The organism is Streptomyces telluris (genome assembly GCF_024519335.1).
GTDB classification, from domain to species: Bacteria; Actinomycetota; Actinomycetes; order Streptomycetales; family Streptomycetaceae; genus Streptomyces; species Streptomyces telluris.
The window spans coordinates 1-13,705 of record NZ_JANIID010000067.1; the positions used below are offsets into that span (position 1 = coordinate 1).

14 protein-coding genes are annotated in these 13,705 nt (G+C 68.1%); 8 read left to right on the forward strand and 6 right to left on the reverse strand.

Annotated elements, in window-relative coordinates; all coding sequences use genetic code 11:
• The first annotated feature begins 55 nt into the window (after positions 1-55).
• From NQU55_RS35725 to NQU55_RS35745, 5 genes are all read left to right on the forward strand, one after another.
• Positions 56-616: a GNAT family N-acetyltransferase gene (locus tag NQU55_RS35725; protein WP_256791837.1), complete on the forward strand. Its 561-nt coding sequence runs from the start codon at positions 56-58 to the stop codon at positions 614-616.
• A gap of 131 nt (positions 617-747) precedes the next feature.
• Positions 748-1,416: a hypothetical protein gene (locus tag NQU55_RS35730; protein ID WP_168096830.1), complete on the forward strand. Its 669-nt coding sequence runs from the start codon at positions 748-750 to the stop codon at positions 1,414-1,416.
• Entirely contained in the window at positions 1,313-2,284 is a 972-nt protein-coding gene (locus NQU55_RS35735; RefSeq protein WP_256791838.1) for a tetratricopeptide repeat protein, read from the forward strand. Before NQU55_RS35730 ends, NQU55_RS35735 begins: the two co-directional genes overlap by 104 nt.
• A gap of 421 nt (positions 2,285-2,705) precedes the next feature.
• Positions 2,706-3,005 carry a hypothetical protein gene (locus NQU55_RS35740; RefSeq protein WP_168096680.1) on the forward strand — a complete coding sequence of 100 codons (300 nt, stop codon included), beginning with the start codon at positions 2,706-2,708 and terminating at the stop codon, positions 3,003-3,005.
• Between the two features lie 199 nt (positions 3,006-3,204).
• Entirely contained in the window at positions 3,205-4,062 is an 858-nt protein-coding gene (locus NQU55_RS35745; protein ID WP_256791839.1) for an ATP-dependent DNA ligase, read from the forward strand.
• 310 nt (positions 4,063-4,372) lie between these two features.
• Here the strand turns inward: NQU55_RS35745 and NQU55_RS35750 are convergent, their stop codons facing one another.
• The 3 genes from NQU55_RS35750 to NQU55_RS35760 form a co-directional block, all read right to left on the reverse strand.
• Positions 4,373-4,678, reverse strand: coding sequence for a hypothetical protein (locus NQU55_RS35750; protein ID WP_168096681.1), 306 nt, complete (start codon positions 4,676-4,678; stop codon positions 4,373-4,375).
• A 126-nt stretch (positions 4,679-4,804) separates the two neighbouring features.
• On the reverse strand, positions 4,805-5,368 hold the full coding sequence (locus NQU55_RS35755) for a hypothetical protein (protein ID WP_256791840.1): 564 nt from the start codon (positions 5,366-5,368) through the stop codon (positions 4,805-4,807).
• Positions 5,365-5,697: a hypothetical protein gene (locus tag NQU55_RS35760; RefSeq protein ID WP_256791841.1), complete on the reverse strand. Its 333-nt coding sequence runs from the start codon at positions 5,695-5,697 to the stop codon at positions 5,365-5,367. The genes NQU55_RS35755 and NQU55_RS35760 overlap by 4 nt, the downstream gene beginning before the upstream one ends.
• Before the next feature lie 1,376 nt (positions 5,698-7,073).
• On the opposite strand from NQU55_RS35760, the gene NQU55_RS35765 reads away from it, so the two are divergent.
• On the forward strand, positions 7,074-8,690 hold the full coding sequence (locus NQU55_RS35765; RefSeq protein WP_168096325.1) for a serine/threonine-protein kinase: 1,617 nt from the start codon (positions 7,074-7,076) through the stop codon (positions 8,688-8,690).
• A gap of 422 nt (positions 8,691-9,112) precedes the next feature.
• A complete protein-coding gene (locus NQU55_RS35770; RefSeq protein ID WP_168096324.1) occupies positions 9,113-9,805 on the forward strand; it encodes a hypothetical protein in 693 nt (230 codons plus the stop codon).
• Between the two features lie 369 nt (positions 9,806-10,174).
• On the opposite strand, the gene NQU55_RS35775 is transcribed toward NQU55_RS35770, so the two are convergent.
• Entirely contained in the window at positions 10,175-10,531 is a 357-nt protein-coding gene (locus tag NQU55_RS35775; RefSeq protein ID WP_256791843.1) for a hypothetical protein, read from the reverse strand.
• 518 nt (positions 10,532-11,049) lie between these two features.
• On the opposite strand from NQU55_RS35775, the gene NQU55_RS35780 reads away from it, so the two are divergent.
• On the forward strand, positions 11,050-11,394 hold the full coding sequence (locus tag NQU55_RS35780) for a hypothetical protein (protein WP_256791844.1): 345 nt from the start codon (positions 11,050-11,052) through the stop codon (positions 11,392-11,394).
• Between the two features lie 428 nt (positions 11,395-11,822).
• Here NQU55_RS35780 and NQU55_RS35785 read toward each other — a convergent pair whose 3' ends face one another.
• Positions 11,823-12,818, reverse strand: coding sequence for a hypothetical protein (locus NQU55_RS35785; RefSeq protein ID WP_256791845.1), 996 nt, complete (start codon positions 12,816-12,818; stop codon positions 11,823-11,825).
• A 278-nt stretch (positions 12,819-13,096) separates the two neighbouring features.
• Positions 13,097-13,606 carry a DUF1203 domain-containing protein gene (locus NQU55_RS35790; RefSeq protein WP_256791846.1) on the reverse strand — a complete coding sequence of 170 codons (510 nt, stop codon included), beginning with the start codon at positions 13,604-13,606 and terminating at the stop codon, positions 13,097-13,099.
• Between the last annotated feature and the right edge of the window lie 99 nt (positions 13,607-13,705).

Genomic DNA, 13,705 nt, shown 5'->3' on the forward strand with positions numbered 1-13,705 from the left:
AGAGATCAGCCGCCGCGCAGGAGGCCGACCCAGCCCGGCTGACTAGGATCACCGGATGCCGAACCGCTACCTCATCCTCGGAGACCGTGTCGCGATACGCCCCGTCTGCGCGAACGACTACGAGGAGATCACCGCGCTGACGCGCGACAGCTCAGAGCTCCACCACCCGTGGATACCCAGACGAGACACCACTCGGGAAGCGTTCGACGACTTCGTCGCACGCTTCGCCCAACCTACACATGAGGGACTCGTCATCTGTCTCCGGCAAACTGATGAGATCGTCGGTGGAGTCAACATCAACAACATCGTGCGAGGCTCCATGCAGAGTGGCATGTTGGGATACGTCGCTTATGCGTCCACCGCAGGACACGGCTACATGTCCGAGGGCCTCCGCCTCGTCGTGCAGTTCGCCTTCACCGAACTCGGGCTGCACAGACTTGAGGCGAACATCCAGCCAACGAACACGGCGTCGCTGAACTTGGTCAAACGCCTGGGCTTCCTTCGCGAGGGATACTCGCCGGGCTTCCAGCGCATCAACGGTGTCTGGCAGGACCACGAACGATGGGCGCTGACCGCTGACATGCTCTCGGCCGGACCGTGCGCAGGCCCAGCCTGACTCCTATTCCGCAGGTTCCAATACCCGACTCCACCATTACGGGTCGGTGCCGAGCGGCGGCGGGAGGCCGTCGACCGGGTCACCGCCCTGCAATTCGACCGGCACGGCAACCGGGTCTGGCGCAACGCGCAATGCAGTGGCTGGCCAGCCACACCGGGTGGCTGCTCATCCTGGACAACGTCAACGCCCGACGCGACATCGACGACCTGCTCGGCTGCGCCCCAACCGGCCGGTTCCTGATCACCAGTCGACTCGCCGCCGCCTGGCCCGACGCCGTCACCATCCTGCGCCTGGACGTCCTGAACGAGGACGACTCCCTCGCCCTGCTCACCCGGACCGCCACCGCCGCCACCGGGCCACAGGACATGGACGGCGCCGACGACCTGTGCGCCGAACTCGGGCACCTGGCCCTCGCCATCAAACAGGCCGCCGCCTACCTCGCCCAGACCCCACTGCTCACCCCCCGCGGCTACCTCAACCTCCTCGCGCAGGCCCCCGCGAACCTGTACCAGAAGGGCGGAGCCGGCGTCACCAACAGCGAGCGCACCATCGCCCGCATCTGGCGCCTGACCCTGGACCGCATCCACCAGGCCCAGCCCCTGGCCACCGAGCTGCTGCGCATCCTCTCCTGGTACGCACCCGACGAGATCCCCGTTAATCTCCTCGACGGCGCCGCCAGCCCAACCGCGCTCAACGGTGCACTGGGTCTGCTTACCGCCTACAACATGGCCACCGCTGACCCCAACACCCACACCCTGGCAAATCCACCGCCTCGTCCAGTCCCTCACCCGCACCCCTGACCCCGACGACCCCCACCGCACCCCCGAGCTCATCAACCAAGCCCGCAACCACGCAGCCACGCATCTGAACACCGCCCTCCCCCAAAACTGGAGGGACCCCGCCACCTGGCCGACCTGGCGGGCTCTGCTTCCCCATATCGACGCCCTTGCCAACCACGCAAGCCCCGACACTGACACCGCCACTACAGAGTCCTACCTCACCGCCACTGGACTGTTCCTCAACGATCAAGGCTCGACCGGCCGCGCAATCACGTACCTCGAACGCGCCCTCGCCATAGCTGAGCGAGTGCTGGGCCAGGACTACCGCGGCATTCTGGAATCGCGACACAACCTCGCCTACGCCTACGCGTCGGCGGGGCTCATGGATCGCGCCGTCCCCCTGTACGAGCGGACGCTCAAGGATTCGGTGCGGGTGCTGGGCCGGGATCACCCGCAGACTCTGCTCTTGCGCAGCAACCTCGCTGGCGCCTACGAGAAGTGGGGGAACCTGGACCGCGCCATCCCCCTACACGAGCAGACCCTCAAGGACCGGGAACGAGTACTGGGCCAAGACCACCCACACACCCTAGCCTCGCGAACCAACCTCGCCTTCGCGTACGCGTCAGCAGGGAACCTGGACCGCGTCATCCCCCTCCAGGAGCTGGCGCTCAAGAATTCGGTGCGGGTACTGGGCCAAGACCACTTGCAGACCGTGAGGGCGCAAAACAACCTCGCCCACGTCTACGTGTTGGCAGGGAACTGGGACCGCGCCATCCACCTGTACGAGCAGACACTCGAGGGTTCGGCCCGAATGCTGGGCGAAGACCACCCAATGACAAAGACGGTCCGGGCCAACCTCGCCACCATGCTCCGCAGGCGTGGGCACTGAGTGGCACACCCGGGCCCTGACACCGGGCGGACGCGTGGATTTCGCCGCAGACAGCGGACCACCCCGCCACCCGTCAGCGTCGGGGCGAGCGGCCGCCCAGCAATGACCAGGGAATCGGCTACTTCGCCGATGCGCTCGGCGGCACGAACCGAGGGTCCGTGCACTACAGGTGTTGCACACGCTATGGTCGTCCCGACCGCTTCTGAGCTGCGTGAGCTTAAACCGCACGCTCGCGGCGCCCCGGAGAACACGCTCTGCATCCTCTGCTGGAACGATGTCGAGGCCGCCCGCGCCAAGGCCCCGGCGATCAGTTGATCCCGCCGGTCCTCTCCTCACACCGGAGCTGCCCCTGCAGCGTGGGCGACGCTTCCGGGCGAGCAGCGGGCCACATCGTCCATCGGGTGGCCGTTATGGTGCGGGAATGCCCGAGATGATCTCCGTCGTTCCAGCGAGCGCCGCCGACCCCACTAAGCGGTATCTCCTCGCCCGGCTCAGGCGCAGCACGACCGCGCTCGAGGTCAGGATCAGTGTCCATGCGCTCGCGTGTCCGGTGGTGCCGGAGAACGGCAAGGTCGTGATCAGCAGCGGAGAGTGGGAAGTCCTCAAGGTCCCGGCCGCTGTGGTTGCCGGCCGGCTGGAGGACGCCGAGCAGCGCGGGGTGGCGGTGCTGACCTCCTGCCTGCGCTGCGGCGGCTGGCCGTCGGTCTCGCCGGGCGGGTGAACTTCTCGACGTCTGCCTCGCCGGGGCTCTCGCTGCGGGAGATGGCAGCGCGGATCCCGTAGGAGTGGAGGGTGGAGCTGTCACCACCGATCCAACCGATGCTGGCCCGGCCCGTTGAGGAGCTGCCCCGCGCCACAGCAGCCGGGCAGGCCCTCTACGAGCAGAAGGCCGACGGCTACCGCACCGTGGTGTTCGCCCGGTGCCGTTCATCCAGTCACGGCGCGGCGCCGATCTGGGGTCGACGTTCCCGAAGATCGCCCGGGCCGCGTCCGCTCTCGGCGTCGAGGCGGTCATGGACGCCGAACTGGTGGTGTGGAACGAACAAAGGCTCGACTTCACGGCTCTGCAGCACCGGGCCCGCCGACGGGGGCCGACCGCAGAGCGCGCCGCCCGGCAGCAACCGGCCCACCTGATCGTCTTCGATCTGCTCGAACTCTCCGGCACCGTGCTTCTCGACCAGCCCCTGTACGAACGCAGGGCGGCTCTTGAGGACCTCTTCGCTACCCATCGGCTGTCCGCCCCGTGGGCGTTGTGCCCGCAGACCGCTGACATCGAGACCGCCCGGACCTGGCTTGCACCCGCCTGGGGAGCAGCCGGCATCGAGGGCATCATAATCAAGGACCCAGCCTCTCGGTACCGGCCTGGTCAGCGCGGCGGCGGATGGCTGAAGCTGCGGGCGCGAACGACCGAGGACGGAATCATCGCGGGCGTGAGCGGGCCCGTTCGCTCGCCGCACCCCCTGCTCCTGGGCCGGTACAACACGGCCGGACGTTTGCGCTTCGTCGGCCGCACGACGCCGCTCTCCGCCGCCGCCCGCCACGAGCTGGGAACGGTACTGGTCCCGGGCGGGCCTGGGCATCCGTGGGCAGAGGTTCGGATCAGCGCCGGGTGGGACAGCAAGGAAGACCTTCAGTACAACACCGTCCAGCCGGATACCGTCGCTGAGTACCGCGCCGACACGGCGGCAGCACGCGGCCGGCACCGGCACCCAGTGCGATACCTGCGCATCCGCAGTGACCTCACCCCCGCCGGCATCGAGCCACTGCGCTCCGACTGAATGCCCGCGCATGCCGCCGTGCCCGTCCGCTGGGTGACGCGTCCCTACGCGGCACCGGCCTTGGCGGCCTCCACCTTGGGACGGTACTCCTCCCATTCCTCCAACCACGTGGCCGACTTTGGCGGCCCCACAGATTCTGGGGACAGTTCCAGCGTGTTGCCTCAACCTGGCCTTCGGAGACTAGCAGCGGTCACCCCGCCCGTGGGGAACGTGCTCCGAAACGGGATGCAGTCACCTTGAGAATCGCCTCGGCCCCGGTCAACCGACCAGGGCCGAGGCGATCAGACGGACCAGGCAGCTCCTGTATGGCTCACTGCTTCAGAAGCTTGGTCAGGAGGTCCTTGGCCAGCGGGGATGCTTGGGCAGTCTTCGTCCCTTCCGGCGCCTGGGCCATGAGCGCAAGCAGCTTCTCCCGGTGGGCATCCGGGAGCTGACTGGTGAGATAGGAGAGCTTGTCAAACACCACCACGCACTGTTCGAGGAGTGTGATTGCCGGGTGACGGACATTGTCGTCGGCCCACGCCAGCGTCAGTGGGGGAAGCGTGCGCTTGGTCTTGTCAACAAGGCCTTGGAGGTTGAGGTCATCCGCGTCCGGAACTGGGAGATCGCTAGCCATGCCCGTATGTAACCAGAGTGACGACGCAGAGTGAGAGAGTCGCGGCCGGGCAGCCGCGGCTGAGGCTGAGGGGTTCAGGCGGCGTCTGGGCATGGGAACCGCAAGCGCCAGCCCTGGAGGGAGCGGTCAGGTGCCTCTGCGAGTCGACAGGTAGGTGACCCCGGCTCGGGCAGCCAGCTCCTCATCAAGAGCCGCCTTTGCCTGGGCGAGCTGCGCGTATTCGGCTTCCAAGACGTGGATGACTCGAGCCATCTGCTGGGCCTTCGTGCGGAGCGTGTCGCGTTCAGCCCGGACCCGGGCCAGGTCCTTTTTCTGCTTCTCGCTCACTTCCCGCTCTTTGTCGGTGAAAGGCCGCGACGGGCCCTGCTGGGCTTTGACCAGCGCATAGAAGAGGTCCTTGAGGCCGGTGTGCTTGTGAGTGAGCTTGTTCCTGCGCAAGCCCGCTTCCTCGGCCAGGGACTTGATCGTCAGCTGTCCGCCGGAGCGAAGGGGCGCCCCAGTGAAAAGCCGGATCATCGCGTCGGCGATCGCCCGGATCTCGGCAGTGTCCGCCGGGGTGCGTGGGCCGGTGGCGTCAGCGGTGTGAGCGAGGACTGCCCCGACCGTCTCGGCGAGGGCCGCGGCTGCCCGGCCGCGGCCCTCGTCAGGGGCAGGTTCCGGGGCCGCCTGCGTGTCGTGAGCCGGGGTCACGGTGTCTTCTTTCTGGCCGGGCTGGCGGGGATCGCGGTGGCTCGGTGGCGTTCGATGATCTGGACGAGAACGGCTCGCCGCTGTTGCTCGCGGCGGGCGATTGGGTAAGGGTCGAGCCCGGCTTCGGCAATACCCGCGGAGCCCCAAGCCGGTGAACCTATGTGGTCAGAGCACCAGCGACCACCATGGGTGCTGCTGGGTTTCATCCAGCTGCCAGGGCCAGTGCTCGTGGCCGTGCCGACGTTCTCGGCCAGGGCCAGCATGATTGCCAGGGCGATACCCAGGCTGGCCAACGCCACTATTCCGGTTGCCCACGCGCGCAACCGCATGCGCCCAACCCTGCACCCCATTCCTGTGTTGGGTCCCGTGGGTTCCCTCCATTGGGTGTGAGGATGCAGGTGAGGCGGCGACCGGGGCTCACGCGATACTGGTTTGAAAGCTGGTCGGCCGGATGATCGAGAAGGCGGAGAGGATTGGGGTACATGGGGAGTTTGCTTCGAAGGCAGGAGATAGATGCCCGGGTGGCGTACTATAAGTTCTGCCTTCAGGAATCTCACGATCGCCTTATACCGACTCCGTACCCTGACCATCTTGAGCAAGGGGCGTTCCTCAGTTCTTTTCCGATGCGGGTCGACTTTGAGAGCGCCGGCCGCAGTCACACCGCCGCCTTGGAAATTGAGGTCTGGGACTCTCTCCCCGCCCCTGACCCGAGAAAGTGGGACAAGGTGGCTGAGACGGTGATCGAGACAGCTACCGGCGAGCTCGCGCTGTGGGGCATCGGGCGCGGTCCGGATGACGTCGCACTTGGAGCACCAGGTACATGGCGGCTTCGTGTTGCGGCGGCAGGCCGCGATGACGTTATGCGTGAGACCCAGGACCAGGGATTCGCTCACGGAACTGAGCGGTGGCTCCTCCAGTTCTGGCCTGGAAGTTCCTGATCTGCTGAAGGCCTGCGGCCTCTTCCCAGGGCCGCGGGGCCAGCCGCGGTGCCAGGGGCACGTGGGCGCGAGTAGCCCCTCCTCGTCGAGGAAAGGGGCTTCATGGTGTCGATAGCGCCAACGATGGCCCGTCGGCGTGACCTTAGGACCTGGTGGCCGTTGTCGAGTCATGGGTGGGGAAGAGCGTCTGTGGGCGCTGATCGAGGACCAGGGCGAGCGGCAGCCGCTGACGACGCAGGGCGAGCTGCGGGCGGTCGTGAAGCTGTTCCAGGCGTGGGGTGCCAGCGGTGAGGTCGAGGCTGACGTGGCGGCCGAGTTGGCGGCCCGCTTCGGACGTCGGGATGATCCGCAGCCTGCAGGCCGCCGGGCCGCTACCGTGGCTGCATGGCCCTTGAGGGCTCCGGGATCGAGGGGAATTGGATCCCTCCACCCCAGAGGTGTGACTGTTCTTGAGTTAGCTCAACCCTCGTCTGACCCGCCGATGCACCGGCCCGGGGCGGTGCATCGGCTCCCTGCCGCAGCCCACCATCGGGCTGCGACCCGACACGCCCGGGAGAATCGTGGCCAACCGGCTCACCACCGTCCGCCCTGACCGGGAGCGCCGTCGGCCGGTGGACCTGGTGACCCAATCCGGGACCCTTGTGCCACCTCCCTCATGCTGCGCAGTGCGGGAGGAGCCGCAACGACCTCAGCTCGCAGCCAACCAGGGGCCGGGGCGTGTGATGTGTGCGGGGCGCGTTAGGGTGCGGGCCGGGGGTGTCGAGGTCATGGAAATCAGCAGGGCTGCCGGGGCCTTCCAGGAACTGGAGGACGACGACCCGTCGGCCGTCGGGGACTACCGGCTCGTCGGGCTGCTCGGTTCCGGTGGGATGGGCAAGGTCTACCTCTCCTACACCCCGGCCGGCCGCCCCGTGGCGATCAAGGTGATCCGGCCGGAATTCGCGGAGGACCCGGAGTTCCGGAGGCGGTTCGCCGACGAGGTGGCTGCCGCCCGGCGCGTTCAGGGGCTGTGCACAGCACCGGTCCTCGACAGCGACACAGAGGGCCCTCGGCCGTGGCTGGCCACGGCATACGTACCCGGCCCCACCCTCTCCTCCGCCGTCGCCACCTACGGACCACTCCCGGTACCGACCGTGCTGCTGCTCGTCGCGGGTATCGCCGAGGCGCTGCAGGCGATCCACGGGGCGGGCCTGGTGCACCGTGACCTGAAGCCGGGCAACGTGCTGCTCGCCTCGGACGGCCCGCGCGTCATCGACTTCGGTATCGCGCGCGCCGCCGACGCCACGGCGCTGACCGCGAGCGGGGTCACCGTGGGGACACCGGCCTTCATGGCACCCGAGCAGGCATCCGGCGCCGAGGTCACCGCAGCGACGGACGTCTTCGCCCTCGGACAGCTGGCCGCCTTCGCCGCAACGGGCACGTCCGCCTACGGCAACGGCCCCTCGCACGCCCTGCTCTACCGCATCGTCCACCAGGACCCCGACCTGTCCGGCGTACCGGCAGAACTGCGCGACCTCGTAACCCGGTGCCTGACCAAAGACCCCGGCCAGCGCCCGGCACTGACCGAGGTCATCGACCTGTGCCGCACCGCAGGCGACCACACCCAGCTGCAGCGCACCGAAAGCTGGCTGCCGGCCGGAGGCACAGCGGGCATAGCCCAGGAGCCGACAGCACCCGCACCCGGCACGGCACTCACAGCCCCCCTCACCGCGGTGGTGCCGCCATCCCCGCCTGCCCCACCGCCACCCAGGCCTACCCCACCCCCGGCCCCACTGCCGACCTCACCGGCTCCACCGCGGCCCTCACCTGCCCCGCCGCCTTCGTCGTACGTCTCACGGCCGTCCTCCTACATTCCTGCGCCGCGGCGGAAGCGCACCGCGCGCACCGCCCTGTTCGCGACCCTCGCCGTACTCGTCCTGGCCGCCACCGCCCTGGGCGGATACGTCCTGACGAACGGCACCGGTGGTGCTGGTGACGGCACGGTCTCTGCGGATGCGACGAGCTCGCCGCAGGTGGGGTCCAGGAAGGTCGCTCTGCCCTCCGGCCGATACCTGGAGCTGGCCGACGTGTCGCTCACGCCGCGGGAGGGTTCCGAGGACGACATCTACTTTCTCTGTGTGGAATTCGAAGGCTGCAAGTTCGGAGCCAGTCACGCCCAGCTCGCCCAACTGGAAAGCGGCGAGCAGGGAACACGCGAAATCTGCCGGAAGAAGCGCGACTTCACCGCTGCCATCAACACGGACACGCTCATGGCGGGATCACAAATCTGCGTGCGCAACCAAGACGGATATGCCGCCCTGATCACCATCAAGAACATGCCAGTAACCGACCATCGCGACGCGTCCGTCGTCTTCTACGCCGACGTCTGGCGCGACTCGCACTGAGCACCAAGGGCCCGTAGCCGTTTGGAAAGCTCATCGGCACCCATCGGCGGGCTCACGCGTAAGCGCCGGCTCAGACACGGCCTGACCAGCGCGGGTGCCCCGGGCCGAGCTGAGCACCTTGTGCTGCACCAGCTGGAAGGGCCTTGTGCCGGGCGGCCTCGCGGGGCCGCGACCGATCCTCACGGAGGCGGCCCGCCACGACCTGTGTCGCGCATGGGCCGGTTGGGAGGCTGGGAGCGCCCGGATACCGGTGGGATGGTCCTGGGACTGGACCGGAGCCTCACAGGGAAGCGGTGCCCTGACAGCGTGGCTCCCAGCACGGAGCGGTGAGCGACCGGTTTTCCTAGGCAACGCCTCTTCGGCCCGGCCTGCGGGTAGTTGACGCCGACGCGTGTGGTGTCAATCTGTGTAGGTTTCGGATTATGAACATGCCGCATCAGCAGACGAGCGCCCCGTACGGACAGCCTCCGGCTCCGCCCTCCGCCCCTGCCGCGGCCACGACACCTGTGTGGCGGCGTGGCTGGGTGCCGGCGGTGGCGGGTGCTGCCGTCGCCTCAGTGCTCTGGGGTGGGTTCCTGACGCTGTCGGGCGGCTCCTCCACGGACACCCGTGGCTACAAGGTCAGCTCCAACCTCTGCGACGACGCGCCTGCCGAGGCGCTCAGCACGCTGTTCACCGTCGAGGACGGCGAGGAGCGCCGGGGGGCCGTTCTGCGGCACGAGGCGATGGACCGCAGCGAATGCAACGTGGAGCTGAAGTCGAAGGAGGACAAGGGAGGCATAGCCATGCTGTACACCCAGGTCACCCTCCACAAGAAGGTCGACCCAGGCCCCGAGTTCACGGCCAAGGCCCAGAGCGCCGGCTACCCGCCGAAAAGCAAAGCCACCATCAAGACGGTCCCCGGCATCGGAGAGCACGCCTACTTCACGTCGGTAGACATGGACGACATCCGCGTTGTGACCATGAGCGTCCTCGACGGCGGGACCGAGTACTCCTCCCAGCTCACACTCAGCAAGTCCTTCAACGACGACCCCTCGTTCACGTACGACAGCGACAAGCTCCAGCCGCTCTTCATCAAGGACGCCAAGGCCGCGCTCGCCAAGCTCAAAGGCTGACCGGCCAGCCCAGGACGGTACCGCTACTGGGCTGGCAGTCGCAGCGAGGGAACGACCGCCTGGTCCTGCGACCGTAGGAAGCTCCACACAGCTGCTCACGGCGGCGTCCCGTCAGCTGCGGCGCATCAGCTACGCACCCTGCCGCACGGTGGCGAGCCTGCGGGAGCTCCGAGGCTTGTGTCGCCGGGTGAGCGACCACAACCCACCGGGTTCTGCTCACCGGCATAGCAGGGGGCTCATCGAAACGGAAGATGAGCCCCCTGACGCCCCGCCGCAGCCGCAACCAGGGATCCTTCTCCGTCCGGCCCGGCCAGCGGATGCTGACACCGTCTCTCGCAGCTCTGTCCGCCGTCAAGGAGCGCGGAGTGTCTACGGTCTGAGCCTCTTGGCCTGCGGGTCGTAGCAGACAAGCCCCAAAGACGCGGCAGTCTCTGCCGCGTACGCCGAGGCCGTTGCAGCCATGCTCCAGACCATCGGGAAGTAGATCAGCGGGCCGCTGGCCTCACCGATCAACGGACCGGTCGACCAAGGGGAGATCTCGTCCTCGTCCTCGGTGAGATCGGGCCAGCGCTCCAGAAGAAGCGCCACGTACCGTGTGATCACCGCGGTCGGCGGCTGATTTGTACTGGTGCCGACGTACTGCTCGTACAGGCGGTTGAAGAGCTCACCGGCCGTCTTGTCACCAGCCGGTCGCTCCCCCTCCCACACCGCAAGGTCGTAACTCATGCCCACACGATGTCAGGCAGCACTGACACCGACTCCCGAACCGCTTTCGGGAAACGGTCACCACCGATTCGTGAACCGATCTCTACGAGTGCCATGACAGCCCTGGTCAGCCACACTCGTCAACACCCGTGGCAGCTCCCTGGCCGGGAACCGAGATGAGCCGTTGTCGGAGCCGTTTCGGTGCGTGGACACGCCGCAGCGACACGCTCCACCCGGGAATGACACAGTGTCCAGCCCGTTGCCAGCAGCAGCTGCAGCGGGGCCATAGGAGAGAGGAGAGGTCTGGTGAGCGCTTTCCGGTTCGAGCTGGTCCCGTTCCGTGAGCGGCCGTGGCGGGCAGACGGGGATGCGTCGGTCCCCTCGGCGAGGTCACGGTGGTGTGTGAGCGGCTCGCGGAGCGTCATGGGGCCACGATCAGTTGCGCGCGTCTGTACGGTCCTGCGTTTCCGGAGACCGTCCTGACGGGGCGGGGTCCGGGTATGCCCTTGCTGGGTGAGGGAGGGCTGACACTCGGGGGCGTGGCGGTCGCGCTGGAGCGGAACAGTCGCGGGCTGCGGCAGCAGTCCCGGGCCCTCCATCTCGCCTACGAGGAGCGGCGGTACTCGTACACCTCCCTGGGCGCGGGCAAGGGTGCAGTCTTCCGCGGTGACCATGGCCCCGAGATCTCCCTGGTCCCGGGAGCGCATGGCAACCGGGCCGGGGTCGTGAGCCTCGGCAGGGCCTCGGACAGCGCCGACGCGATGGACCTCGATCTCGCCCTGGTCTTCGAGGAGGTGGAGACAGCCGCCCTCTCCCTTGCGGGTGCGGCCATGCTCGCCCCCGTCAGGCTGATCAACTACAACAGCAGAGAGCCCGTCGCATGAACGACAGCTCGGTAGCTCAGAGGAATGGCAAGGGCAACGGCTGAGGGGGCCGGGCCGAGCCCGCGCACATCCCGTACAGCTGTACAGGCGTTGCCATGCGCCCGGGACCGGCTCGCGGAGGCGGCGCCCGGCCATCTGGTGGACATCACCGTGTATGCCGGGCTGCCGCTGCGCGGTAGTGCTGGAAAGGTGCGACTGTAGCTGCCGGAGCCCGCCTGGTCCCTTCGCACCTCGGCCGGGCGGGCCGCCCTTGCGCCGAAGCCTCAAGACGCTGGAAGTCCCATGCCGAGTGCCGGCTGCTCTGCAAGGCATCCCGTCCTCGCTCGGCACGATCCGCGTCACCTGGTGCGCAGGCCGGGGCTGGCTCAACGGCGTGCACTCGGTGGCGAGCCGGGCGAGTCCTGTGTGAGTACGCACGTACTCATTCATCAGTGGTCCAGCACGCCGACGAACCCGTACTCCTCTTCGAGGAACTGCGCGGCGCCGGCGCGGTCAGTCTTCTCCAGCCAGGGGTGGTTGCTGGAGCGGTAGTCGGGGAAGAACCGGACGTCGTCGGTGTCGACCCAGCGGTCTTCGTATCCCGGGAAGTGCCAGTGGTGCCACACTCTTGCGCCCGACACTTCCCGGATAATGGCGGCGGGGCGCTCTCCGGTGTCGTAGTCCTGGTAGTAGTGCCAGTACAGCCAGTACCCACGGACCCACGACTCCCGGTCCGTCTCGAGTGTGCGTGCACACTCCGCGTCGATCGCTGCGAGCCCCGCCTCCTCGGGTCCCTCCTGGCCGTGCAAGGGGAACCAGCCCCACTCCAGGACCGAGAAGTACTCCCACCGGTCATCCTCACGCCGCCACAGCCCGCTGAGCTGACCGTCGCGGTCGGCCGTGGTGAAGTAACGGAAGGGGCCATCGGGCCGGGCGTCGTGCAGTCCGCTGCGTCCGAGCTCCGTCTCTCCCTGGCGCCCCTTGATCCTCTCCAGGACGGTGTCGGCCTCAGCCGCCGGGATGCGCTCCCAGCCCGGGCGGCCGTCAACCTCGTCCGGCTCGCCGAGAATCGGCGTGATCACCCACGACTTGCAGCGGCTGGAGAACTCGCACCGTATCTCCTCCGGGCTGCGCCGTCGCCGGATGACGCTCTGCGGTATCCGCTCACCCTCCGGCCCGTCCTCGTACCTCACCCAGTACTGGGCCCACCCCTGCCGGTCGGCCTGCAGCTGCGCGGCCCTCTGCAACGACACCGGGTGCAATACTTCCCGCCCCGGAGCCGCGGTCACCCTGCGCCGCTCGCCGACCGGGCGCCAGGCCCACTCGGCCGTGGACCAGTACTCCCAGGGCCCACCGTCGCCGGCCGTGCGCCACAGCGCGGCGGGACGCTCGGGCGTGTGCCCGTCCCGGAGCTCGATGAAGTAGTCGCATGCGTCGGCATTCACGGCGCCACCCCCAGGGTCACAGTCATTCCCGGCCCCTTGCTGCCACATCGCCGTGGGCGCGCCAGGGGCCCACCGCCCCGGCAGAACCCGGTGCGTGTAGCGATCTTATTCCACCGACCGCAGCCGGGGGCGCGGCCCGTAGCCCGCCGGTCCGTGCGTGAGGTGAGGCGGCCGGGGTTGCTGGCTCGCGGTCCGCTACGAAGCGACCGTGCTGGTCGCAGCCATCAACGAGTGGCTACGACCGGCGCACGCCATGAAGGCTGAGGCCCTGGTCTGCGTCAGGGCCTGCGCACCTCGTACTGGAAGCAGCCGTACTCCACCGCCCGTACGTGCACGACTGCGACTTCGGCATCGGCGAAGGCCGTGTGCAGGGCCCGGTCCACGGCGGCTTGTGCCTGGTTGGGGTCGTCCGGCAGCTGCACGAGTGTGCCTCCCGTGATCCGACCTTCGCCGCTGTATTGGCGAAAGACACGCAGGGCCCCGGTCTCGGCGAACGGATAGACGACGGATGCATTCGCTCCCGTGCACTGGCCCGTGTGGATGAACACCGGGCCCACCTCGTCATAGGCCCCCGGGTCGACGCCCACCTCGGCCGCCCACCGACGCAGCGGAGCATAAGACACCAGCGCGATCCGCTCGCCGGCACGACTGCGGCGCAAGCAGCACCGCAAGGGTGCTCCGTCCATGTCGTACACGTAGGCACGGGGAATCACGCCGGCATCGTCGCGTTCGCGGAGCCCATCGAGGACGTCGGGAGCAATGGCAGTCGGCTGGTAAGTCATGGTCATCGTGTACTCAGACTGCTTGGCTGACATCGCCAATGCTGGCGGGAAACCGACTTCAAATTCGGCGCGGGGTCCCCCGCCAGCACTTCCGATACACGCCCT

Coding starts and splice junctions, on each gene's coding strand:
- NQU55_RS35750 (WP_168096681.1), bottom strand. CDS start 4,678: ATGGCTAGCGATCTCCCAGTTCCGGACGCGGATGACCTCAACCTCCAA.
- NQU55_RS35725 (WP_256791837.1), top strand. CDS start 56: ATGCCGAACCGCTACCTCATCCTCGGAGACCGTGTCGCGATACGCCCC.
- NQU55_RS35730 (WP_168096830.1), top strand. CDS start 748: ATGCAGTGGCTGGCCAGCCACACCGGGTGGCTGCTCATCCTGGACAAC.
- NQU55_RS35765 (WP_168096325.1), top strand. CDS start 7,074: ATGGAAATCAGCAGGGCTGCCGGGGCCTTCCAGGAACTGGAGGACGAC.
- NQU55_RS35760 (WP_256791841.1), bottom strand. CDS start 5,697: ATGCGGTTGCGCGCGTGGGCAACCGGAATAGTGGCGTTGGCCAGCCTG.
- NQU55_RS35790 (WP_256791846.1), bottom strand. CDS start 13,606: ATGACCATGACTTACCAGCCGACTGCCATTGCTCCCGACGTCCTCGAT.
- NQU55_RS35770 (WP_168096324.1), top strand. CDS start 9,113: ATGAACATGCCGCATCAGCAGACGAGCGCCCCGTACGGACAGCCTCCG.
- NQU55_RS35740 (WP_168096680.1), top strand. CDS start 2,706: ATGCCCGAGATGATCTCCGTCGTTCCAGCGAGCGCCGCCGACCCCACT.
- NQU55_RS35775 (WP_256791843.1), bottom strand. CDS start 10,531: ATGAGTTACGACCTTGCGGTGTGGGAGGGGGAGCGACCGGCTGGTGAC.